The following is a 19910-nucleotide window of genomic DNA, read 5'->3' as shown; positions in this document are numbered from 1 at the left end:
CTCACTCCTCCCGTCGCGGCGGCAGGATCGCGCCGTCGCGGGTGAACGTCGGCAGGCCCGCCGGCGGCGTGGTGCCGGGGATCGCGGCCCGGGAGGGCCGCACCGTCTCCCCGTCGACGCCGTACAGGGCCTCCCAGATCTTGCGGACGGCCGGACCGGACGCGCCCGAGCCGGTGCCGGCCTGGCTGATCATCATCACCACGACGTAGTCGTCGTCGTAGCTGGCCACCCAGGACGTCGTCTGCTTGCCGTAGACCTCGGCGGTGCCCGTCTTGCTGCGCACCCGCACCCGGTCGAGGGGGAAGCCGCCGAAGCGCCACGCGAGCGTGCCCTCGCGGGTCGTCCCGAGCAGGGCGTGGTCGACGTAGCGCAGGGCGGCGCGGGCGCGGGCGGTGTCGCCGAGCCGGGCGGCGACCTTCGGCTCGATCGACTCGATGCGGCGTCCGTCGGCGCCGACCACGGCCTTCCCGACTGTCGGCTCGAAGAGGGTGCCGCCGTTGACCAGGGCGCCGTAGGCACGGGCCAGCTGGAGCGGGGTGACGAGGGTGTCGCCCTGGCCGATGGAGAAGTTCACGGCGTCCCCGGCCCGGTAGTAGTTGCCCTCGAGGCAGAACTCGTGGGCGAACACCTTGAGGAACGCGTTCGGGGCCGTGCCCTTCCGGTCCATGCGGCAGTAGGTGTCCTTCATCGACTCGTAGTAGGCCTGCTTCCAGCGCCGGTCGGCGATCCGGCCGGCCGCCTCGCCGGGCAGGTCGACGCCCGTGGCGCGGCCGAAGCCGAACCGCTTGGCCTCCTCGACCAGCGGGTCCTTCGCGTCGACGTCCGTGGGGTCGGAGCCGTAGCGGTTCCAGTAGCCGAGCCCGATGCGGTAGTAGAAGGTGTCGCAGGAGATCGCGAGCGCCCGGTCGAAGCCGATCGGCCCGTACGACGCCGACTCGTAGTTCTTGAACACCCGGCTGCCGACCGTGAGGTTGCTCGAGCAGTCGAGCCGGCTGCTGGTGGAGTAGCCGTTGAGCAGGGCGCCGACCGACATCATCGGCTTCCAGGTGGAGCCGGGGGCGAACTGGCCCTGGAAGGCGCGGGAGAGCAGCGGGTCGCCGCTGTCGGCCGCGTAGAGGCGGTCGAGCCGGCGCTGGCTGATCCCGCCGACCCACACCGAGGGGTCGTAGGTGGGCTGGCTGGCCATCGCGACGACGCGGCCGGTGCGGGCCTCCAGCACGACCGCGGCGCCGGAGTCGGCGACGTAGGGGCGCCCGGTGACCTTGTCGACGGTCTTGCGCGCGGTGAGCATCGCCTCGTGCAGCTGCCGCTCGACGGTGGCCTGCACCCGCGCGTCGATCGAGGTGACCAGCGTGTCGCCCGGACGCGCGGCCACCCGGCCGTCGTCGCCCAGCACCCGGCCCAGCGAGTCGACGGCCACCTGCTGGTAGCCCGGCATGCCCCGCAGCCAGGTGTCGTACTGCCGCTCGAGGCCGGCGCGGCCGACCGAGGAGGCGCCGTTGAGGGACTGGTCGCGGTCCTTCGTCGCCGTGGCCAGCTCGTCCTCGGTGACCGGACTGAGGTAGCCCAGCACGTGGGCGAGGTTGACGCCGTAGGGACGCGGGTAGTCGCGCACGCTCTGCTGGTCGACGACGACCTCGGGGAAGTCCTCGGGCTGCTCCAGCAGCCGCAGCGCGACCGCCTGCGGCACGTCCTCGGCCACCGGCACGGGCTGGTACGGCGAGCCGTTCCAGCAGCGGCCGGCCTTCGCGTCGGGGGTGCCGCAGTCGAGCAGGCGGGCGCGCAGCGACGCCGTCGACGCGCCGACGATGCGGCTGAGCCGGGCCAGCTGCGCGGCGGCCGCCGACTCGCCGAGGCGACCGAGCGTCGTCCGGTCGATCGAGACGACCCAGGCCATCCGGTTGGCCACCAGCGGCCGGCCCTGGTCGTCGACGATCAGGCCGCGCTGCGGCTGGATGACGACGTCGCGCACCGACTGCGACGCGGCCTGGGCGCGGTAGGCCTCGCCCGAGCTGACCTGCAGGTAGTACAGCCGCCCCACGAGCGTGGCGAACAGCGAGAACACGAGGGCCTGCAGCACGATCAGCCGCAGCCGGCTGCGCCGCGCCCCGGCGGACTCCTCCCGGCGACCGGGCAGGCTCATCGGGCGTGCTCCGGCTCCAGGCGGGCGAGCGCACGCAGCAGCACCGGCACCAGCAGCACCGCGAGCGCGACGTCCCACACGACGCTCGCCAGGATCACGCCCAGCAGACCGCCGACGCCCGTCGTCGCGTCGCCGAGCACGAGACCGGAGAGCGCGAAGACCGACGTGCCGACGAACGAGCAGGCGGCCGCCGTGGCCACGATCGTCCCGAGGGCCGGACGACGGTCCGGGCGCAGGTCGGCGCGGACCCGCCCGGCGACGTAGCCGACGACCATCAGCGCGAGCGCCCAGCGTCCGACGAGGTGGTCGGCGGGCGGGACGAGGTCGAGGACGACGCCCGCGCCGAAGCCGAGCAGCAGCCCGCTGTGGGCGCCCCAGGCGAGCCCGGCGGCCACCACGACGAGCAGAGCGAGGTCGGGGCCGACGCCGCGCCAGGCCAGGTGCGGCGCCAGGGAGACCTGCAGGAGCGTCGCGAGCGCCGCGATCGCCAGCACCGCGGAGGCGCGCAGGGCGCCGAGCGGGCCGGTCATCGGGCCTCCCCCGGGACGAGCGTGCCGTCGGCCTCGATGACGCCGCGGTCGCCGCGGGTGCCGTCGGGCACCACGACGCCGACGAGGTCGAGGGCGCCGAAGTCGACGTAGGGCTCGATCTCGGCGCGCTGGGCGGTCTCGCGGACCGAGCTGACGACCTTGGTGACCCGGCCGATCGGGACGCCGGCCACGTACGGCCCGCGGCCCTGGGAGCCCCAGGTGACGACGGCGTCGTCGCGGGCGGGGGTGGCGTCGCGGTCGACGAGCTCGAGGTCGAGCAGGCCGTGCGGGCCGACCTCGCCCCGGCCGCGGAGCGTGCCGACGTCCATCGTCGTCCCGACCCGGCCGCCGACCACCGAATCGGCGTCGGTGACGAGCAGGACCGTCGCGGTGGAGCGCGTGACGCTGAGGACGCGGCCGACCAGCCCCTGGGCGTTGACGACGGTGAGATCGGGACGCAGGCCGGCGGCGGAGCCGGCGTCGAGGGTGACGGTGTCGGCGAACGACTGGGCGGGGCCGATGCCGACGACGTGGGCGGGCACCACTGCGTAGCCGAGCCGGCCGGTCAGCCGCGAGAGCCCGTCGTACTCCCGCAGCCTGTTGGAGGCGTAGGGCGCGGCGGCGAGCCGTCCGCGCAGCGCGTCGTTCTCGGACCGGAGCCGGGCGACGTCGTCGCGCAGCGCGCCCTGCGAGCGCACCCAGTCGGGGGCGGCGGTGAGCGGCCGGGCGACGGCGCTGACGGCCGACTCGGCCGGGCCGGCAACCGCGGCCACGGCGCCTCGGACGGGGGCGAGCGCGCCGGCGGCGTCGAGCGCCATCAGGCTGGCCGCGGCCAGCACGAGCGCCACCACCAGGGAGCGGGGCGGCGTCGGCTCGCGGTCGTCGCCCCAGCCGCGACCGGTGGCCGGACGCGGCAGGCGCACGGGACGGCGGCGGCCCTCGCGGGGACGGCGGGCGTCGTCGCGACCGCCGGGGCCGGGCCGTCCGGGCCGCTCGGGCGGCTCGGGCGAGCGGGGACGCAGGTCGAGGACGGTCATCAGAACCGCCGCACGTCGCTGACGAGCACCTGCTGGAGCGCCTCGAACTGCTCGACGCAGGTGCCGGCGCCGTGGGCGACGGAGGTCAGCGGCTGGTCGGCGACGTGCACCGGCATGCCGGTCTCGTGCCGCAGCCGCTCGTCGAGGCCGCGCAGCAGGGCGCCGCCGCCGGTGAGGACGATGCCGCGGTCCATGATGTCGCCGGCCAGCTCGGGCGGGGTCTGGTCGAGGGTCGCGCGGACGGCGTCGACGATCGCGTGCAGCGGCTCCTCGAGCGCCTGGCGCACCTCGGCGGCAGAGACGACGACGGTGCGCGGCAGGCCCGAGACGAGGTCGCGTCCGCGGACCTCGGCCTCCGGCTCGTCGCGCTGCGGGAACGCCGAGCCGAGGCTGATCTTGACCTCCTCGGCCGTGCGCTCGCCGAGCAGCAGGGAGTACTCCTTCTTCATCCACTGGACGATCGCGGCGTCGAGGTCGTCGCCCGCGGTGCGGATCGAGAGGCTGGTGACGATGCCGCCGAGGGAGATGACGGCCACCTCGGTGGTGCCGCCGCCGACGTCGACGACCATGTTGCCGGTGGGCTGGTGCACGGGCAGGCCCGCGCCGATGGCGGCGGCCATCGGCTCCTCGACGATGTAGACCCGGCGGGCGCCGGCCTGGTAGCCGGCCTCCTTGACCGCGCGCTGCTCGACGGCGGTGATGCCCGACGGGACGCAGATGACCATCCGCGGCTTGGCGAAATGGCGGCGCCGGTGGACCTGCTCGATGAACCAGCGCAGCATCTGCTCGGTGGCGTCGAAGTCGGCGATGACGCCGTCCTTCAGCGGCCGGATCGCGACGATGCCGTCCGGGGTGCGTCCGACCATCCGCTTGGCCTCGTGGCCGACGGCGAGCACCTCGCCGGTGGCCGTGCTCAGCGCGACGACGCTCGGCTCGTCGAGCACGACGCCGCGGCCGCGGGCGTAGACGAGCGTGTTGGCGGTGCCGAGGTCGACGGCCATGTCGCGGCCGAAGAAGGTGTTCGCCATCGGGCGTCCCTCGCCAGATCTGCGCGTGATGCCGGGGAAGGCGGGCCGATGCACGCGCTTCCACCGTGCCCGGTGCGAGCGTAGGAACGGCGGCGGCCCGATCGGCGCAGGCGCGCCGGGGCTGGTGGTGTCGGTGGTGAGGATGTGACGGGTGTGGCGGTCGGAGACAGTTTCATCGGCTGACCGATGAAACTGGCGCTTGCACGCTGAAGCTTCACCGTGCAAGCGCCAGTTTCAGGCGCGAGGACGACGGACGGGCCGCCGCACCACCGGTCGACGGCCCGCGGAGCCGGAGATCAGCCGGCTGCGAAGCCGGGTCAGAGCGTCAGAGCGAGGGGAACCACAGCGCGATCTCGCGCTCGGCCGACTCCGGGGAGTCCGAGCCGTGGACGAGGTTCTCGCGGTTCGAGAGCGAGAGATCGCCGCGGATGGTGCCGGGGGCGGCCTTGCGGCCGTCGGTGGCGCCGTTGAGGGCGCGGACGACCTCGATCACCTCGTCGCCCTCGAGCACCAGGGCGACGAGCGGGCCGCTGGTGACGAACGTGCGCAGGGGCGGGTAGAAGTCGCGCTCGACGTGCTCGGCGTAGTGGGCGTCGGCCTGGGCGGCGTCGATGGTGCGCTGCTCGAGGGCCACGACGCGCAGGCCCTTGGCCTCGTAGCGGGAGAGGATCTCGCCGACCAGGCCGCGTCGCACGGCGTCGGGCTTGAGCAGGACCAGGGTGCGCTGGGTCATGCCCGCACCCTACTGAGGCCGCTCCCCCGCTGCGCGGGCGCGTACGTCGGGCGGCACCGGGACGCCGCCCGCGTCGGCCGCGGTGAGCGGCGCGTCCAGGACGCGCCGCACCGGGACGACGCCGGCCCACAGGCCGCCCTCGACGTCCGCCTCGTCGTCGACGGGGTCGCCGGAGCGGACCTTGAGCGAGGCCTCGACCAGCGGCACCGCCAGCACCGCGGTGGCGGCGAGCTCCTTGCGGGTCGGCGGACGCAGCGTCGCGCTGCGGCCGGGCACCATCTGGTCGACGACGAGGTCGAGCGCCCGCGCCCGCTCGTCGGGGTCGAGGACCTCCCGCGCGACGCCGATCACCACGCCCGAGCGGTAGTTCATCGAGTGGTGGAAGCCGGAGCGGGCGGCGACCAGTCCGTCGAGCTCGGTGACGGTGACGCACACCGTGGCCCCGACGGCCGCCGTCAGCCAGCGCGCGGCGACCGAGCCGTGCAGGTAGAGGGTTCCCCCCTCGTCCGGCCCGTCCGGGTCGACGCCGAACGCCGAGGGCAGGACGACGGCGTGGTCGCCGACGACGACGCCGACGTGCGCGACGAGGGCCTCGGCCAGCAGCGCGTGCAGGGCCGCGCGCTCCTCGACGGCACGGTGGCGGCCCCGGACGACGGTGGTGCGGGGCGTGGGCTGCAGGGGCAGGGTGGTCACGGGTGCCATCCTCGGTCACGCTTGGCCTGTGGGCACGAGCCAATCCGACCCGATCTCGACAGGCCATTCGACGCTGCCGATCGTCCTCGACCGCTCCTCCTCCACACCCCTCGGCTCCCAGGTGGCCGACCGCATCCGGACCCTCGTGACGCGGGGCGTCCTGGTCCGCGGCGACCGGCTGCCGAGCTCGCGGGCGCTCGCGGCCGAGCTCGGCGTCGCCCGGACCGTCACCGAGCAGGCCTTCGCCCAGCTCGTCGCCGAGGGCTGGCTCGAGGGCCGCTGCGGCGCGGGCACGTTCGTGGCCGCCTCGGGCCGGGTCGCCGCGCCCCGACGGACCCCGCCGCCACGCGTCGACGCGAGCCCGCTCGTGCGCCTGGACGCCGGCACGCCGTGGATCGACCCGCGGCACGTCGCCCTGTGGCGGCGCGCCTGGCGGGAGGTGGCCGCGTCCGAGCCGCCGCGGGGCTACGACGACGCCCGCGGCCTGCCGGCCCTGCGGGCGGCGGTCGCCGAACGGCTGGCGCGCACCCGGGGGCTCGAGGTCGACCCGGACGACGTCCGCATCACCGCCGGCACCACCGACGGCCTGCGCCACGTGCTCGCCGCCTTGGGGCCCGGGGCGGTGGGCGTCGAGGACCCCGGCTACCGCGCGGCCGTCGCCGTGGTGCGGGCCAGCGGGCGACGGGTCCGCGACCTGCCGGCCCTCGAGCCCGTCCGCGAGCTCGACGGCTGCGCCGCGGCGTACGTGACGCCGGCCCACCAGCACCCGCTCGGTCCGCCCATGCCCGGGGCGCACCGTCTGGCGCTGCTGGAGGCCGCTCGCCGCGCGGACACCCTGGTCGTCGAGGACGACTACGACTCCGAGCTCCGCTACGACGTCGCGCCGATCCCGGCCCTGACGACGCTGGACCCCGCCCGGGTCGCCTACCTCGGCACGGCCAGCAAGTCGGTGGCCCCGAGCCTGCGGCTCGGCTGGCTCGTCGTCCCGGCCGGGCTGCAGGAGCCGCGCGACCACCATCGGGCCCGGACGCACGAGGTCGCGTCCTGGCCGGTGCAGCGCGCCATGCTCGTCCTGCTCCGCGACGGGTACGTCGACCGCGTCGTCCGGGCCGCCCGCCGGGTCTACGCCGAGCGGGCGTCCCGGGTCGCGCAGGCCCTCGGCCCGCTGGTGGGGCCGGGATCGGCTGCCGGCATGTACGTGTGCGTCGGGCTGGACGAGGCCACGGCCGACGCGGCCCGCGCCGCCGCCGCCCGCGCCGGCCTGGAGATCCCGCCGCTGTCCGACTACGCCCGCTCCCGCCCCCGACACGGCCTGGTGCTCGGCTTCGGTGGCTGCACCGACGCCCAGCTGGACGCCGCGCTCGAGGCGATCGCGTCGGCGGTGTCCGCGGGCTCGTGAGAGCCGCGGGGGTCAGCAGTCGGGGTCAGCCCTCGCCGCGCGCCGCCTGGGCGGCGTCGTAGGCCGCGAACGCGGCCGCCCGCTCCCGCTCGATGCGCGTGCCGAGGTGCAGCGCCCCCCACCACAGCAGCGCGAAGATGCCGCCGAGCACGACCATCAGGCCGATGAGCAGTCCGAGCGCGATCGCCGCCAGCTGGATGGCCCAGCCCAGGCCGTAGGCCCACGGCCGGCTGAGCCGTCCCGCCGCCACCAGGCACAGCACCGCGAGCCCGAGGCCGAGCAGCAGGGAGAGTCCGACGTTCACGTCGGCCACCGAGATCAGCACCGGCGTGGTGAGCCCGAGGGTGATGGCCTCCAGCGACAGCACGGCCGCGGCCATGCTGCGCTTGGGCGACTTCGTGCGCTCGGGGTCGTCGGGGGCCGGCACGGAGCCGGGCTCGAGGACGTCGCTCATCGGATGGGGCCCCTCCCGCTGTCGTCGCCGAGGTCGCTGAGGTCGCTGAGGTCTCCGTCGTCGCTGCCGTCACCGAGGTCGCGGGCGGGCGAGAGCCGGGGACGCGCGGGCGTCGGGCGGGCCAGCAGCGTGCGCGCCTGACCGGCCGTCACCACCGAGCCGGTGACGAGCACCGCGCCGGCGCCCATCGGGTCGCCCAGCGCCTCGCCGGCCTCGGCCAGGGCCATCGCGACGTCCAACGCGTCGGGCAGGCGGGGCTCGACGGTGACGCGGTCCTCCCCGAACACCTCGCGGGCGATCGCGGCGAGCTCCTCGGCCGGCATCGCCCGCTCGGTGGAGTTCTGGGTGACGACGACGTGCGCCAGGTGCGGCTCGAAGGCGGCCAGCAGGGGCTCGGCCTCCTTGTCGGCCATGACGCCGAAGACGCCGATGAGCGGGGAGAACCGGAAGGCGTCCTCGATCGCGGCCGCGGCCGCCTCGGCGCCGTGGGGGTTGTGCGCGGCGTCGAGCACGACGGTCGGGCCGCGGCGCACGACCTCGAGCCGGCCGGGCGAGGTGACCTCGGTGAACGCGCGCCGCACGACGTCGTCGCCCAGCGGCTCGTCGCCGCCGACGAACGCCTCCACCGCCGCGAGCGCCACCGCGGCGTTCTGCGCCTGGTGCGCGCCGTGCAGGGCGAGGAAGACCTCCTCGTAGCGGCCGCGCAGCCCCTGCAGCGTGACGACCTGGCCGCCGACCGCCGGCGCCCGGGAGACGACGCCGAAGTCCAGGCCCTCGCGCACCACGCGGGCGCCCACCTCGTCGGCGCGCGCCTGCAGCACCGCGGCGACCTCGGGCGTCTGCTGGGCCAGCACCGCGATCGAGCCCGGCTTGACGATGCCGGCCTTCTCGACCGCGATCGCCTCGGGCGTGGCGCCCAGGTACCTCGCGTGGTCGATCGCGATCGGCAGCACCACCGCGACCTGCGCGTCCATCACGTTGGTGGCGTCCCACGAGCCGCCCATGCCGACCTCGACCACCGCGACCTCGACCGGCGCGTCGGCGAAGGCCGCGTAGGCCATGCCGACGACGGTCTCGAAGAACGACAGCGGGTGCGGCTGGTCCTCGTCGACCAGGTGCGTGTAGGGCGCGACGTCGTTGAACGCCCGGACGAACGCCTCGTCGTCCAGCGGCTCGCCGTCGACGCTGATGCGCTCGTTGATCCGCTCGAGGTGCGGGCTGGTGAACCGGCCCGTCCGCAGGTCGAGGGCGCCGAGGAGCGCCTCGATCATCCGCGAGGTCGACGTCTTGCCGTTGGTGCCGGTGAGGTGGATGACCGGGTACGCGTCCTGCGGGCGGCCGAGCAGCTCGGTGAACGCCTCGATGCGGTCCAGCGACGGCTCCAGCCGGGTCTCGGGCCACCGCGAGAGCAGGGCGTCCTCGACCTCCTCGATCGTCTGGGCGAGGCGGGCAGGGGCCGCGGCTGGGGTGTCGGTCATGGTGGCCCCAGTCTAGTGAGCCGTGGATGACGCCTCGCCGTCGCGGCGACGGCGCTCAGGCCTCCCAGCCCCAGGCGCCGAGCTCGGCGACCGGCTCGAAGCCGATCCGCCGGTACAGCGCGGTGGACGTCGGGTTCTCGACGTCGGCGAAGAGGCACACCTCGACGCCCGCGGCCCGTCCGCCGAGCTCGACGGCGACGGCCGCCACGGACGCCGCGGCGTACCCGCGACCGCGATGCTCCGGCGGGGTGAGCACGGGGCCGATCCGGGCGACGCCCAGGGCCGGCGGGTTGAAGCACGTGACGTGCACGATCCGGCCCTCCGACTCCCACACCCGCACCCGGTCGGCGACCACGAGGGACGCGACCTGTGCCGGGGTCAGCTCGCCGCCGGCGCCGTGGCTCGCCGAGGCGGGCCGTCCGGCCTGCGCGTCGGCCTCGGCGTGGAAGCGGCACAGCAGCGGCACGAGCACCTCCAGGTCGTCGACGCCGGCGGCGCGCAGCCCGCCCGGCGGCGCTGGCGGCGTCCGGAGCCCCCCGAGACGCAGAAGCGCGAGGCGCTCCACCGGCGTCGGCTCCACGCCCGCCGGCGCGAGGGCCCGCGCGAGGAGCCGCGAGGTCGGCAGCACGCCGTTCACCACCGGCGCCACCTGGCCGGACCCGCGGCACCACGCCGCGACCAGCGGGACGGCGACCTCCGGGATCTCGAGGGCGTAGATCGGGTACGGCGCGAACGGCGCCGTGCGCATGACGACGCCGCGCACCTCGCCGTCCTCGAGCACCAGGAGCCACCATCGCGGGTGCTCCGGCGCCGGCACGCCGAGCGAGCCGGCCAGCGCGGTCGCCACGACGGTGGCCGTCAGCGGCCGCGCCGCCAGCCACGCCCCGGCCTGCTCGAGCACCGGCTCGGCCTCGTCGTGCACCACGACGTCCCAGGTCATGACGGCAACCTAGCCGTGCCCGTCACCCGTCCGCGCTTTCGTCGCGACCCGGCCCCTTCCCTAGGATTCGGCCATGACTGAGACCACGGCCCCTTCGCCCGAGACGACACCGAGCGCGCCCCGCCCGGTCGTCGTACCGGAGAAGCCGGCGCTGGAGGGCCTCGAGGAGCGCTGGGCCGCCCGCTGGAAGGAGCAGGGCACCTACGCCTTCGACCGCACGCAGCCGCGCGAGAACGTCTACTCCATCGACACCCCGCCGCCGACCGTCAGCGGCAGCCTGCACGTGGGCCACGTCTTCTCCTACACCCACACCGACGTCGTCGCGCGCTTCCAGCGCATGCGCGGCAAGGCCGTCTTCTACCCGATGGGCTGGGACGACAACGGCCTGCCCACCGAGCGCCGCGTCCAGAACTACTTCGGCGTGCGGTGCGACCCCTCGCTGCCCTACGACCCCGACTTCACCCCGCCGGAGAAGCCGGACCCCAAGCGGCAGATCCCGATCAGCCGTCCCAACTTCGTCGCCCTCTGCGAGCGGCTGGTCGAGCAGGACGAGCAGGTCTTCGAGTCGCTGTGGCGCACCCTCGGCCTCAGCGTCGACTGGGACACCACCTACACCACGATCGGCCGCAGCGCCCAGGTCGTCAGCCAGCGCGCGTTCCTGCGCAACCTCGCCCGCGGCGAGGCCTACCTGCAGGAGGCGCCGACGCTCTGGGACGTCACGTTCCAGACCGCCGTCGCGCAGGCCGAGCTCGAGGCGCGCGAGTACGCCGGCGCCTACCACCGGGTGGCCTACCACCGTCCCGACGGCACCCCGGTGCACATCGAGACGACCCGTCCCGAGCTGATCCCCAGCGTCGTGGCGCTCATCGCGCACCCCGACGACGAGCGCTACCAGCCGCTCTTCGGCACCACCGTCACCAGCCCGGTCTTCGGCGTCGAGGTGCCGGTGCTCGCCCACCCGGCCGCCGAGATGGACAAGGGCGCGGGCATCGCGATGTGCTGCACCTTCGGCGACCTCACCGACGTCCAGTGGTGGCGCGAGCTGCAGCTGCCGGTGCGCACGGTCGTCGGCCGCGACGGACGGCTCACCCGCGAGACGCCCGAGTGGCTCGCCGCCTCCGAGCGGGCCGCCACCGCCTACGAGCGGCTCGCCGGCAAGACCGCCTTCTCCGCACGCGAGGAGATGGTCGCGATGCTGCGCGAGACCGGCGACCTCGACGGCGAGCCGAAGCCCACCCAGCGCATGGCGAACTTCTACGAGAAGGGCGACAAGCCGCTCGAGATCGTCGCCACCCGCCAGTGGTACGTCCGCAACGGCGGGCGCGACGCCCACCTGCGCGACGAGCTGCTGGCCCGAGGCCGCGAGCTCACCTGGGTCCCCGAGCACATGTCGCACCGCTACGACAACTGGGTCGGCGGTCTCAACGGCGACTGGCTGATCTCGCGTCAGCGGTTCTTCGGCATCCCGTTCCCGGTCTGGTACCCGCTCGACGCCGAGGGCGAGCCCGACTACGCCCACCCGCTGTTGCCCACCGAGGCCGAGCTGCCGGTCGACCCGTCCACCGACGCCCCGCGCGGGTACGACGAGGCCCAGCGCGGCGCGCCGGGCGGCTTCATCGGCGACCCCGACGTCATGGACACCTGGGCCACCTCGTCGCTCACGCCGCACATCGCGGGCGGGTGGGAGTCCGACGACGACCTGTGGCAGCGGGTCTTCCCGATGGACCTGTGCACGCAGGCGCACGACATCATCCGCACCTGGCTGTTCTCGCGCGTCGTCCGCTCCCACTTCGAGAACGGCGTCGCGCCCTGGCACACCACGATGCTCTCGGGCTTCGTCGTCGACCCCGACCGCAAGAAGATGTCGAAGTCGAAGGGCAACGTCGTCGTGCCCACCGAGATCCTCGACAGGTTCGGCGCGGACGCCGTGCGCTGGCGCGCCGCGATGGCGCGCCCCGGGCTGGACTCCCCCTTCGACGAGTCGCAGATGAAGGTCGGACGCCGGCTGGCGATGAAGGTGCTCAACGCCTCGAAGTTCGTGCTCGGGGGCGTCGGTGCCACCGCCACGAACGCCTTCGAGGTCTCCGAGCCGGTCGACTGCGCCCTGCTCGCCCGGCTCGCGCTGGTCATCCGCCGCGCGACGACCGCCTTCGAGGCCTACGACTACACCACCGCGCTCGAGGTCGCCGAGCGGTTCTTCTGGGAGTTCTGCGACGACTACCTCGAGCTGGTCAAGGAGCGCGCGTACGACGCCGACGGCGGGGCGGCCACCGCGTCGGCCAAGGCGACGCTCGCGATCGCGCTGCACGCGCAGCTGCGCCTGCTCGCCCCGTTCCTGCCCTACGTCACCGAGGAGGTCTGGTCGTGGTGGCAGGAGGGCTCGGTGCACCACGCGTCGTGGCCCACCGAGCTCGACCTCGGATCGGCGGCGGCTGCCGATCCGACCGCGCTCGACGGCGTCGCCGCCGCCCTGGCCGGGCTGCGCGGGGCGAAGTCCCAGGCCAAGGCGTCGATGCGGGCCGAGCTGACGCGGGCCACCGCCACCGGTCCGGCCGCGCTGATCGACGGCGCGCGCCTGGCGGCCGACGACCTGCGACGCACCGGCCGGATCGTCGGCGAGCTCGACTTCGTCGTCGACGACGCGCTCACCGAGCTGCGGGTCGAGGCCGAGCTGGCGCCGGCGGCCGAGCCCCCGGCCGAGGGCTGACGCCCGGGGCGGCGGAGCCGCCCGACGGACGCCGAAGGGCCCCGGGGGATCCCCCGGGGACCTTCGCGTGTGCCCGTCGTCCGTCAGGCGGTGAGGACGACGCGGCTCAGGCGGATTTCTTCTTCTTGGTCTCGGCCTCGCGCGGCACCAGCGTCGGCGCCTCGGAGCCGGCCACGGAGCCGGCGGTGACGACGACCTTCGCGATGTCGCCGCGGGAGGGCACGTCGTACATGACCTGGAGGAGGACCTCCTCGATGATCGCGCGCAGGCCGCGGGCGCCGGTGCCCCGCTCCATCGCCTTGTCGGCGATCGCGGCGATGGCCTCGTCGTCGAACTCGAGGTCGACGCTGTCGAGCTCGAAGAGCTTCTGGTACTGCTTGATGAGCGCGTTGCGCGGCTCGACGAGGATCTGCACCAGCGCCGCCTGGTCGAGCTTGTTGACGCTCGCGATCAGCGGGAGGCGGCCGATGAACTCGGGGATCAGGCCGAACTTGGTGAGGTCCTCGGGGCGCACGTGCTGGAGCAGGTCGTCGGCCTCGCGCTCGGCCTGGCCGCGCACCTCGGCGGTGAACCCGAGGGTCTTCTTGCCGACCCGCTGCTCGACGATGTGCTCGAGCCCCGCGAACGCCCCGCCCACGATGAACAGGATGTTCGTGGTGTCGATCTGGATGAACTCCTGGTGCGGGTGCTTGCGGCCGCCCTGCGGCGGCACCGAGGCGGTGGTGCCCTCGATGATCTTCAGCAGCGCCTGCTGGACGCCCTCGCCGGAGACGTCGCGGGTGATCGACGGGTTCTCGGCCTTGCGGGCCACCTTGTCGATCTCGTCGATGTAGATGATGCCGGTCTCGGCCTTCTTGACGTCGTAGTCGGCGGCCTGGATCAGCTTGAGCAGGATGTTCTCGACGTCCTCGCCGACGTAGCCGGCCTCGGTGAGCGCGGTGGCGTCCGCGATCGCGAACGGCACGTTGAGCATGCGGGCGAGGGTCTGGGCCAGGTACGTCTTGCCGCAGCCGGTGGGCCCGATGACCAGGATGTTGGACTTCGCGACCTCGACGCTCTCCTCCTTGGAGTGCTTGCCGGAGATCGGCTGGAGGCCCGCCTGGACGCGCTTGTAGTGGTTGTAGACCGCGACGGCGAGCGACTTCTTGGCCTGCTCCTGGCCGATCACGTAGGAGTTGAGGAACTCGAAGATCTCGCGCGGCTTGGGCAGCTCCTCGAGACCGACCTCGGTGCCCTCGGAGAGCTCCTCCTCGATGATCTCGTTGCACAGGTCGATGCACTCGTCGCAGATGTAGACCCCAGGGCCTGCGATGAGCTTCTTGACCTGCTTCTGCGATTTGCCGCAGAAGGAGCACTTCAGCAGGTCACCGCCGTCACCGATGCGTGCCACGGGACTTCCTCCATCTCGGGTGTGACTGATGGTTCATCGGCCGTCGCGGACCGCACTGTAGGAACCGGTCGAACTCGGGTGACGCTACTCCCCGTGCGCCGCACGCCCCAGGGTGACACGGGGTCGCCGGGAGGTCGGGCGGGCACGGGGCGCGGCGTCGGGGACGGCGCTCGGGATCAGACCAGAGCCGGCGTCTTGAGGGACTCGAGGATCGAGTCGATGAGACCGTACTCGATGGCCTCCGGCGCGGTGAGGATCTTGTCGCGCTCGATGTCGCGGCTGACCTCCTCGATGTCGCGGCCGGAGTGCTGGCTGATCATCCGCTCGAGCATCTCGCGCATGCGCAGGATCTCGTTGGCCTGGATCTCGATGTCGGAGGTCTGGCCGAAGGTGCCCTCGGTGTAGGGCTGGTGGATGAGGATGCGGCTGTTGGGCAGCGCGAGCCGCTTGCCCTTCGCGCCGGCGCCCAGCAGGATCGCCGCCGCCGACGCGGCCTGGCCGATGCACACCGTCTGCACGTCGGGCTTGATGAACTGGATGGTGTCGTAGATCGCCGCGAGCGCGGTGATCGAGCCGCCCGGGGAGTTGATGTAGATGCTGATGTCCTGGTCGGGGTTCATCGACTGCAGGCACAGCAGCTGGGCGATGACGGCGTTGGCGACGTCGTCGGAGATCGGCGTGCCGAGGTAGATGATGCGGTCCTCGAACAGCTTCGCGTAGGGGTCGATGCGGCGGAAGCCGTAGGACGTCCGCTCCTCCCACTGGGGGATGTAGTAGTTCATGGCAGGGCCCTTCAGTTCGTGTGGGCGGGACGGCCGGAGTCGACGGCCTCGCGGGCGCTGGTGATGACCTGGTCAACCAGCCCGTACTCCAGGGCCTGGTCGGCGGTGAACCACCGGTCGCGGTCGGCGTCGGCCACGACCTGCTCGATCGGCTGGCCGGTGTGCTCGGAGATGAGGTCGAGCAGCACCTTCTTGATGTGCAGCGACTGCTGGGCCTGGATCTTGATGTCGGAGGCCGAGCCGCCCATCCCGGACGACGGCTGGTGCATCATGATCCGCGCGTGCGGGAGGGCGTAGCGCTTGCCCTTCGCGCCGGCGCACAGCAGGAACTGGCCCATCGAGGCCGCGAGGCCCATGGCCACGGTGGCGACGTCGTTGGGGATGTAGTTCATGGTGTCGTAGATCGCCATGCCGGCGTCGACGGAGCCACCCGGGCTGTTGATGTGCAGGAAGATGTCGGCCTCGGGGTCCTCGGCCGAGAGCAGCAGCAGCTGGGCGCAGATCGCGTTGGCGTTCTGGTCGCGCACCTCGGAGCCGAGGAACACGATGCGCTCGCGCAGCAGTCGGTTGTAGATGTGGTCGTCGAGGACGTTGAGTCCGCCACCGCCACCCATGGTGAGGCCGGACGCCGAGGGGCTCGAGTACTGGTTCACGTCGCCGACCCTAGCCCGTGGGGCCGTCAGTTCCAGGCGGATCGGGTGCTGTTCGCCGACAGCGGAAGCCCCGCGCCGGAGCGGTCGCCGGGTGGCTCGGGCGGGTCGGCCGGGTCAGGCGTCGTCGGGCGGCTCGGGCGGGCCGACGTCAGGCCGGGGCGCCGGAGGCGACCGCGCGCGCCAGGCGGCGCACGGTGGTGGCCATGCCGGCCTCGAGCTCGTCGGCGTGCTCCTCGCTGCCGCCGAGGAACAGCGGCGCGACCAGGCGGGAGCCGAGCGTCACCCCGCGCGGCACGGGGCGGCGGTGGACGACCCGGGTGCCCTCGGCGTGCGGCTCCAGCTCCCAGATCCAGCGCGCGCCGGACGACACGGTGTCCCAGCTGAGCCGGCGCTCGGGCTCGAGCTCGGCGACGACGCTGCGGGTCGGCCAGACGAACGCCTTGCGGCGGTTGACGCCGAGGTACCACTGCCCGACGCGCAGGCCGCCCGGCTTGAGCGGCAGCATCGAGACCACCTCGGGGCTCCACTCCCCCATGCGGCGCAGGTCGGTGAGGACGGCCCAGACGGCGGCCGGCGGGGCGGGGACGACGGCGTCGACGCGCAGCTCGCGCGTGGCGGAGGAGGTCACGCCAGCCAGTCTCGCAGAGCGCGCTCGACCTCGACGTGGTTGAGCACGCCGAAGTGGTTCGTGCCGCCGACGCGGAGGACGTCGCCCTCGGGGAAGAGCGTGCGGCCGCGGCGGTCGCGTCCCTTCGCGGAGGCCGGCCGCACGAGCAGGTCGCCGAGCAGGTGGCCCACCGGGTGCCGCTCCGAGCGGGTGAGCGTGGCCGAGACCAGGCGGTAGCGGGCGTGCGGCAGCGGCGGGACGTCCTCGGCGAGGCCGTGGACGAGGTCGCGCACGCCGGCCGAGCGCAGCTCGAGGATGCGGCTGAACGCGGCGGTCTCCTCCAGGACGCCCAGGCCCCGGCTGCCGTGGCCGACCTGCGTGGCCAGCGGCGCCCCGAGGTGCGGGGTCGCGAGGGTGACGACATCGGTGACCAGCGACGTCCACGGGTCACCGGCCCGCGGGTCGTCCGCGGCGACGGCGGCCGCCGCCCGCATGATCAGCCCGCCCATCGAGTGGCCGATCAGGGCGATGCGGGTGACCGGCACGGGCCAGTGCGCCACGACGTCGCCCAGCAGCGCGGTCAGCGCGACGCCGTTCTCGCGCAGCGGCAGGCCGGTGTTGGCGCGCAGCAGCACGGGCGTCCACCCCAGCTCGCGCAGCGCCTCGGGGTAGGTCGTGCCGCGCTGCTCGCGGCCCAGGCCCCACGCCGACTCGTCCTCGCACAGGCCGTGGAGGAGGACGACCACGCGTCCCGTGGCGTCGGGGAACGCCGCGGCGAGGCCGTCGCGGTCGGGCCAGACGTCGGCACCCTGGTGGCGCACCGCCAGGGGGATCGCCATCTGCGGGCGCTCGCGCAGCAGGCGGTCGCCGATCAGGCCGTTGACCGCCGCGGTGAGGAACCGGCCCTCGGCCCGCGCCTCGAGTCGCGGCCCCGCGCCGGTGGCGGCCGCCTGGTCGAGGCCCTTCGACGCCGCTCGCAGGCCGACGCCGAGTCCGCCGTAGATCACGCCGGCGATGCCCCGGTGGATCCGCTCGGTCGGGCCGGCCGGGGTGCGGGTGATCGCGCGACCGACGCCGTGCACGCGCTCGAGGATCGCCAGGTGGGTGTCGCGGGCGCTGCGGACCACGAGCTCGTCGGCCACCTCGCAGAGGAGGGAGGCGGCGTCGAGGAGGCTGGGGCCCGGGGAGGTGGTCATGGGGCGAGGCTAGCAGGTTGAGTGGACAGTCGTACACTCAAGTTTCCTCGGTCAGCCGATGGAACTGGCGCCTGCACGCTGAAACTTCATCGTCCCAGCGACAGTTTCATCGGTCAGCCGATGAAACTGTCGTCGCGCTCAACCCGCCCCGCAACGCACGTCGCCCCCGCCGACACGACGGGGGCGACGCGGAAGCCGTGGCTCAGGCCTCGGACTTCTCCGACTCCGGCGCCTCGTCGGCGGCGGACTCCTCCGACGCGGGGGCAGCGGCGGCCTCGTCGGCCTCGTCGGCGGGGGCGTCGACCTCGAGGACGTCGATGTCGTCGCCGGGCTCGCCGATGCTGCCGTCGGGACGCAGGTTCTTCAGCTCGACGACGTTGCCGGAGGCGTCCTTGACGACGGCCGACTCGACGATCTGGGCGAGCGCCTTGCCGCGCAGGATCTCCTGCACCAGCTCGGGGATGTGGTTGTGCGCGAACATGTGGTTCGCGAACTCCTGCGGGTCCTGGCCCGACTGCTGGGCGCGGCGGACGAGGTGCTGGGAGAGCTCGTTCTGGTCGACGCCGAACTCCTCCTTCTTGGCGACCGCGTCGAGGATGAACTGCGCGGCGACGGCGTCGCGGACGCGGCGCTCGAGGTCGGCCTCGAACTCCTCCTGGGTCTGGCCCTCGTCCTCGAGGTACTTGTCGAGGGTGATGCCCGCGTAGGAGAGCTGCTGCTCGATGTTCTCGCGGCGCGAGTTCAGCTCGTCGGCGACGAACGACTCCGGCAGCGGGATGGAGACCTTCTCGAGGAGCACCTCGAGGACGGCGTCGCGCGCGGCGGCGGCCTGCTCGAGGCGCTTGCCCCGGCCGAGCCGCTCCTGCAGGTCGGCGCGGAACTCCTCGGCGGTGTCGAACTCCGAGGCCAGCTGGGCGAACTCGTCGTCGAACTCGGGGAGCTCCTGCTCCTGGACGCCGGTGACCTTGACCTGGACCTCGACGTCCTGGCCGACGAGGTCGCCGCCCACGAGCTGGCTGGTGAAGGTCTTCTCCTCGCCCGCGGACATGCCGACGAGGGCCTCGTCGAGGCCGTCGATCATGCCGCCGCGGCCGACCTGGTAGCTCATGCCGGACACCTCGGCGCCGGGCACGACCTCGCCGTCCTGGACGGCCACGAGGTCGAGGGTGACGAAGTCGTCCTCGGCGGCCGCGCGCTCGACGTCGGAGAGGGTCGCGAACCGCTCGCGCAGGGCCTTGACCTGCTCGTCGACCTCCTCGTCGGAGACCGCCAGATCGTCGACCTGCGCCTCGAGGCCGTCGTAGTCGGGCAGCTCGAACTCGGGCTTGACGTCGACCTCGGCGGTGAACTCGACGACGTCGTTGTCCTCGAGGCGGGTGACCTCGATCTCGGGCTGCGCCAGCGGCTCGAGGTCGTTGGCCTGCAGCGCCTCGACGTACTTCTTCGGGAGGACGTCGTTGATCGCCTCGTCGAGCACGACGCCGCGGCCGACCTGCCGGTCGATGATCTGCGGCGGGACCTTGCCCCGACGGAAGCCGGGGATGTTGATCTGCTGCGCGATCTTCTTGTACGCCGCGTCGAGGCTCGGCTTGAGCTCCTCGAAGGGCACCTCGATGGTGAGCTTGGCCCGGGTCGGGCTCAAGGTCTCGACGGCGCTCTTCACAGACGTTCTCCTACGGTCGAATGAGGTTCGGGTGGTGGTGCGTCGCCGGGCCGTGACCGCGGCGGCGAGGCAGCGGACGGGGACGGCCCCACCAGAGGAGGGGGCGGTCCGGCGCGCGGGACCTCGGGGCAGCCTACCCACGCGGCGACATGCGTCCGAAATCTGGCGGAGCGCGCGGGACGCGGGACGGGCGGGGCCGCAGTCCCGGACGAGGGGTCGGGGCGACAGGACTCGAACCTGCGGTCTCCTGCTCCCAAAGCAGGCGCGCTAGCCACTACGCTACGCCCCGCCAAGCCGGCCCACGCCCCGCAGCCGACGCCCCGAGGAGCGGGAAGCCGCAGGTCAGGGCCACCTTGGAGCGGATGACGGGAATCGAACCCGCGTAGCCAGTTTGGAAGACTGGGGCTCTACCATTGAGCTACATCCGCGTGCCGCCGTCGGGGCCGGAGATCCGGCTCGCCCGTCGTCGCGGGGCTC

17 protein-coding genes and 2 tRNA genes are annotated in these 19910 nt (G+C 73.7%); 2 read left to right on the top strand and 17 right to left on the bottom strand.

Going from position 1 to position 19910, the window contains the following annotated elements; all coding sequences use genetic code 11:
* Position 1 precedes the first annotated feature (1 nt).
* From mrdA to K8Z61_RS00875, 6 genes are all read right to left on the bottom strand, one after another.
* Complete coding sequence (mrdA, locus tag K8Z61_RS00900; RefSeq protein WP_224126190.1) at positions 2-2143, bottom strand: penicillin-binding protein 2; 2142 nt, start codon at positions 2141-2143, stop codon at positions 2-4.
* Positions 2140-2673 (bottom strand): rod shape-determining protein MreD, encoded by a 534-nt coding sequence (gene mreD / locus K8Z61_RS00895; RefSeq protein ID WP_224126189.1) that lies wholly within the window; start codon positions 2671-2673, stop codon positions 2140-2142. The genes mrdA and mreD overlap by 4 nt, the downstream gene beginning before the upstream one ends.
* Positions 2670-3710: a rod shape-determining protein MreC gene (gene mreC / locus K8Z61_RS00890; RefSeq protein ID WP_224126188.1), complete on the bottom strand. Its 1041-nt coding sequence runs from the start codon at positions 3708-3710 to the stop codon at positions 2670-2672. The genes mreD and mreC overlap by 4 nt, the downstream gene beginning before the upstream one ends.
* Entirely contained in the window at positions 3710-4738 is a 1029-nt protein-coding gene (locus K8Z61_RS00885) for a rod shape-determining protein (RefSeq protein ID WP_224126187.1), read from the bottom strand. The genes mreC and K8Z61_RS00885 overlap by 1 nt, the downstream gene beginning before the upstream one ends.
* A 325-nt stretch (positions 4739-5063) precedes the next feature.
* On the bottom strand, positions 5064-5471 hold the full coding sequence (ndk, locus tag K8Z61_RS00880) for a nucleoside-diphosphate kinase (protein WP_224126186.1): 408 nt from the start codon (positions 5469-5471) through the stop codon (positions 5064-5066).
* Between the two features lie 9 nt (positions 5472-5480).
* Positions 5481-6173 carry a pyridoxamine 5'-phosphate oxidase family protein gene (locus K8Z61_RS00875; RefSeq protein ID WP_374227893.1) on the bottom strand — a complete coding sequence of 231 codons (693 nt, stop codon included), beginning with the start codon at positions 6171-6173 and terminating at the stop codon, positions 5481-5483.
* 112 nt (positions 6174-6285) lie between these two features.
* Between K8Z61_RS00875 and K8Z61_RS00870 the strand changes: the two genes are divergently transcribed.
* Positions 6286-7563 (top strand): PLP-dependent aminotransferase family protein, encoded by a 1278-nt coding sequence (locus K8Z61_RS00870; RefSeq protein WP_308116723.1) that lies wholly within the window; start codon positions 6286-6288, stop codon positions 7561-7563.
* 25 nt (positions 7564-7588) lie between these two features.
* Here K8Z61_RS00870 and K8Z61_RS00865 read toward each other — a convergent pair whose 3' ends face one another.
* From K8Z61_RS00865 to K8Z61_RS00855, 3 genes are read right to left on the bottom strand one after another with little or no spacing between them, the layout of a single operon-like run.
* Positions 7589-8017, bottom strand: coding sequence for a DUF4233 domain-containing protein (locus K8Z61_RS00865; protein WP_224126183.1), 429 nt, complete (start codon positions 8015-8017; stop codon positions 7589-7591).
* Entirely contained in the window at positions 8014-9495 is a 1482-nt protein-coding gene (locus K8Z61_RS00860; protein WP_224126182.1) for a folylpolyglutamate synthase/dihydrofolate synthase family protein, read from the bottom strand. Before K8Z61_RS00860 ends, K8Z61_RS00865 begins: the two co-directional genes overlap by 4 nt.
* A gap of 55 nt (positions 9496-9550) precedes the next feature.
* Positions 9551-10435, bottom strand: coding sequence for a GNAT family N-acetyltransferase (locus K8Z61_RS00855; protein WP_224126181.1), 885 nt, complete (start codon positions 10433-10435; stop codon positions 9551-9553).
* Positions 10436-10508: 73 nt separating this feature from the next.
* On the opposite strand from K8Z61_RS00855, the gene valS reads away from it, so the two are divergent.
* Positions 10509-13142: a valine--tRNA ligase gene (valS, locus tag K8Z61_RS00850; protein ID WP_224126180.1), complete on the top strand. Its 2634-nt coding sequence runs from the start codon at positions 10509-10511 to the stop codon at positions 13140-13142.
* 106 nt (positions 13143-13248) lie between these two features.
* Here the strand turns inward: valS and clpX are convergent, their stop codons facing one another.
* The 8 genes from clpX to K8Z61_RS00810 all read right to left on the bottom strand — a co-directional run bounded on the left by clpX (position 13249) and on the right by K8Z61_RS00810 (position 19861).
* Positions 13249-14532: an ATP-dependent Clp protease ATP-binding subunit ClpX gene (gene clpX, locus K8Z61_RS00845; RefSeq protein ID WP_224126179.1), complete on the bottom strand. Its 1284-nt coding sequence runs from the start codon at positions 14530-14532 to the stop codon at positions 13249-13251.
* 176 nt (positions 14533-14708) lie between these two features.
* The gene (locus K8Z61_RS00840; protein ID WP_224126178.1) at positions 14709-15314 is read right to left on the bottom strand and encodes an ATP-dependent Clp protease proteolytic subunit; all 606 of its coding nucleotides are present in this window, start codon (positions 15312-15314) and stop codon (positions 14709-14711) included.
* Positions 15315-15325: 11 nt separating this feature from the next.
* Positions 15326-15928 carry an ATP-dependent Clp protease proteolytic subunit gene (locus K8Z61_RS00835; RefSeq protein ID WP_224127556.1) on the bottom strand — a complete coding sequence of 201 codons (603 nt, stop codon included), beginning with the start codon at positions 15926-15928 and terminating at the stop codon, positions 15326-15328.
* Positions 15929-16115: 187 nt separating this feature from the next.
* Entirely contained in the window at positions 16116-16595 is a 480-nt protein-coding gene (locus tag K8Z61_RS00830) for an SRPBCC family protein (protein WP_224126177.1), read from the bottom strand.
* On the bottom strand, positions 16592-17770 hold the full coding sequence (locus K8Z61_RS00825; protein ID WP_224126176.1) for a triacylglycerol lipase: 1179 nt from the start codon (positions 17768-17770) through the stop codon (positions 16592-16594). Before K8Z61_RS00825 ends, K8Z61_RS00830 begins: the two co-directional genes overlap by 4 nt.
* A 202-nt stretch (positions 17771-17972) precedes the next feature.
* Positions 17973-19433 carry a trigger factor gene (gene tig / locus K8Z61_RS00820; protein WP_224126175.1) on the bottom strand — a complete coding sequence of 487 codons (1461 nt, stop codon included), beginning with the start codon at positions 19431-19433 and terminating at the stop codon, positions 17973-17975.
* A 216-nt stretch (positions 19434-19649) separates the two neighbouring features.
* Positions 19650-19722: transfer RNA gene (locus tag K8Z61_RS00815), tRNA-Pro, on the bottom strand.
* 65 nt (positions 19723-19787) lie between these two features.
* A tRNA-Gly gene (locus tag K8Z61_RS00810) sits at positions 19788-19861 on the bottom strand.
* Positions 19862-19910 lie beyond the last annotated feature (49 nt).

The organism is Nocardioides sp. TRM66260-LWL (genome assembly GCF_020075545.1).
GTDB lineage: Bacteria > Actinomycetota > Actinomycetes > Propionibacteriales > Nocardioidaceae > Nocardioides.
This window is presented reverse-complemented; position numbering and strand designations above follow the sequence as displayed.

What these genes read in the sequence shown, in the direction of transcription:
- K8Z61_RS00885 (WP_224126187.1), bottom strand. Translation starts at nt 4,738, where the DNA reads ATGGCGAACACCTTCTTCGGCCGCGACATGGCCGTCGACCTCGGCACC.
- mreD (WP_224126189.1), bottom strand. Translation starts at nt 2,673, where the DNA reads ATGACCGGCCCGCTCGGCGCCCTGCGCGCCTCCGCGGTGCTGGCGATC.
- ndk (WP_224126186.1), bottom strand. Translation starts at nt 5,471, where the DNA reads ATGACCCAGCGCACCCTGGTCCTGCTCAAGCCCGACGCCGTGCGACGC.
- mrdA (WP_224126190.1), bottom strand. Translation starts at nt 2,143, where the DNA reads ATGAGCCTGCCCGGTCGCCGGGAGGAGTCCGCCGGGGCGCGGCGCAGC.
- K8Z61_RS00840 (WP_224126178.1), bottom strand. Translation starts at nt 15,314, where the DNA reads ATGAACTACTACATCCCCCAGTGGGAGGAGCGGACGTCCTACGGCTTC.
- K8Z61_RS00835 (WP_224127556.1), bottom strand. Translation starts at nt 15,928, where the DNA reads ATGGGTGGCGGTGGCGGACTCAACGTCCTCGACGACCACATCTACAAC.
- K8Z61_RS00865 (WP_224126183.1), bottom strand. Translation starts at nt 8,017, where the DNA reads ATGAGCGACGTCCTCGAGCCCGGCTCCGTGCCGGCCCCCGACGACCCC.
- mreC (WP_224126188.1), bottom strand. Translation starts at nt 3,710, where the DNA reads ATGACCGTCCTCGACCTGCGTCCCCGCTCGCCCGAGCCGCCCGAGCGG.
- K8Z61_RS00825 (WP_224126176.1), bottom strand. Translation starts at nt 17,770, where the DNA reads ATGACCACCTCCCCGGGCCCCAGCCTCCTCGACGCCGCCTCCCTCCTC.
- K8Z61_RS00875 (WP_374227893.1), bottom strand. Translation starts at nt 6,173, where the DNA reads ATGGCACCCGTGACCACCCTGCCCCTGCAGCCCACGCCCCGCACCACC.
- K8Z61_RS00860 (WP_224126182.1), bottom strand. Translation starts at nt 9,495, where the DNA reads ATGACCGACACCCCAGCCGCGGCCCCTGCCCGCCTCGCCCAGACGATC.
- valS (WP_224126180.1), top strand. Translation starts at nt 10,509, where the DNA reads ATGACTGAGACCACGGCCCCTTCGCCCGAGACGACACCGAGCGCGCCC.
- K8Z61_RS00855 (WP_224126181.1), bottom strand. Translation starts at nt 10,435, where the DNA reads ATGACCTGGGACGTCGTGGTGCACGACGAGGCCGAGCCGGTGCTCGAG.